Origin of the sequence: Streptomyces caniscabiei, assembly GCF_014930365.1 — a bacterium.
Lineage (GTDB): Bacteria > Actinomycetota > Actinomycetes > Streptomycetales > Streptomycetaceae > Streptomyces > Streptomyces caniscabiei.
The window spans coordinates 1-698 of sequence record NZ_JABXWI010000069.1 but is presented as its reverse complement, the minus strand read 5'-3'; the positions used below and the strand labels follow the sequence as shown (position 1 = coordinate 698).

At 72.2% G+C, this 698-nt stretch carries 1 protein-coding gene; it reads left to right on the top strand.

All coding sequences use genetic code 11. The features are described 5' to 3' along the window. Nucleotides 1-625, top strand: a 625-nt coding sequence (locus HW837_RS48015; RefSeq protein ID WP_193383063.1) for an NAD(P)/FAD-dependent oxidoreductase, incomplete at its 5' end; no start/stop codon positions are given. Between the last annotated feature and the right edge of the window lie 73 nt (nt 626-698).

Below are 698 nucleotides of genomic sequence, written 5' to 3'. Positions count from 1 at the left end.
GGATGTGCTGCCCCAGGTGCCCGGGCTCGCCGGGCACTGGGGGCACAGTGTGGTGCACTGCCCGTACTGCCACGGCTGGGAGGTGCGCGACGAGCCCATCGGCATCCTCGCCACCGGCCCGGTCTCCATCGACCACGCGTTTTTGTTCCGTCAGCTGACCGAGGACCTGACCTACTTCACCCACGGCACCGACCTGGACCAGGACAGCCGCGCCCGCTTCGCCGCCCGCGGCATCCGCGTCATCGACACCCCCATCACCGAGGTCGTCAACGACGCCGGCGGTGCCCTCGCCGGGGTGCGCCTGGCCGACGGCCAGGTCGTGGCCCGCCGCGTCCTCGCGGTCGCCGCGCAGCTGCAGGCCCGCACCCAGGGCCTGGAAGGTCTGGGCCTGCCGGTGCAGGACCTGCCGAAGGGCCGCGGGTTCGCCTCCGGCACGGCCGGCGCCACCGAGGTGCCGGGCGTGTGGGTGGCCGGCAACGCCACCGATCTGGTCGCCCAGGTCGGTGCCTCCGCAGCGGCCGGCGCACTGGCCGGCGCCGACATCAACAGGACGCTGGCCATCGCGGACACCGACACGGCCCTCCACGCCATCACCGAGGGAAACCCCAAAGCGGCCACAGGATGATCTCGAAGCCCTGAGATCCCAGCCCGTCACCCACTCGCCTCACCTCCATCGGTGAGGAAAGCGACCTGCTTTC